The sequence below is a fragment of the Bradyrhizobium sp. Leo78 genome, from assembly GCF_059512425.1.
This window is the reverse complement of record NZ_JCAMOT010000162.1, coordinates 1-838: the sequence shown is the minus strand read 5'-3', so window position 1 is coordinate 838 and position 838 is coordinate 1. Positions and strand designations below refer to the sequence as shown.

Genomic DNA, 838 nt, shown 5'->3' with positions numbered 1-838 from the left:
CGCCCCAGCTGCCGTGTGCCGGCATCGTCGCAGCGAATTGATCAGGTCGCTCGTGGACCAATCTTGGGCCGTGCTTCTTGGCGATGACACGCGGCCTGCCGTTCAGCCCTCATCCAAACTTGAATAACACCCCATATCCGCCACGCGGATAGCTCCATTCGATGTCGCCAGTGGGTTCGCCGATGACACGGCAGGTGCCGCATTCGATGCAGCCGTCGACGGTGACCTCGACCTGCCCCTTGTGGTTGAGCTCATAGCAGCGCGCCGGGCAGACCTTCAAGAGTGCAAGCAGCTGTGGGGACGGCTTCGTATGTGCGCGTACTTTGATGTGAGGATGACCGACGTCGACAAGATAGCGGTTGTAGAACAGCTTGTCCTCGACGCGCACTGATGTCTCGACATTCATATTTCAGCTTCCTTAGCCTTGATTCTGATGGGTTATCGCCAAGCGCGCGCGAGGCGGAATGCATCGCCAAATAAACCGGTCCATGACCGCGCATTGACAAAGGATTTCAACGTCAGCTTCTCCTTCTCGGCCTTCGGCGTGCCGTCGACCCGCACATAGTTCTGCATCGCCCTAGCGACGAGCTGCGGATAGGTGAGAAAGAAGTTTTGCGAGTTGGTATGCATCAGCATCGGCATATCCTTGTGCTTCTTGAGATCCTTGATCACGAAGGATTCGTCCAGCATCTTCTTGTAGAGCGACAGATTTGCCGCAGTCATGGGATAACGCCGTGATCTCACCTGGACGATAGCTTCCGCCGCAATGCGGCCCGAGGTCATCGCGAGGTTAGAGCCCTCGCGATGAATGGCGTTGTTGAGCTGCGCCGCATCGCCG

The 838-nt window shown here is 57.4% G+C and carries 1 protein-coding gene and 1 pseudogene; both read right to left on the bottom strand.

Annotated features, from left to right (window positions below):
- Nucleotides 1-109 precede the first annotated feature (109 nt).
- Nucleotides 110-406 (bottom strand): ferredoxin family protein, encoded by a 297-nt coding sequence (locus tag AC5ZG1_RS44055; RefSeq protein WP_130582215.1) that lies wholly within the window; start codon nucleotides 404-406, stop codon nucleotides 110-112.
- 32 nt (nucleotides 407-438) lie between these two features.
- Nucleotides 439-838, bottom strand: a pseudogene (locus tag AC5ZG1_RS44050) (FAD-dependent oxidoreductase); the annotation flags it as partial.

Bases quoted from the DNA above. Each gene is read 5' to 3' on its own strand.
- AC5ZG1_RS44055 (WP_130582215.1), bottom strand. From the start codon at position 406: ATGAATGTCGAGACATCAGTGCGCGTCGAGGACAAGCTGTTCTACAAC.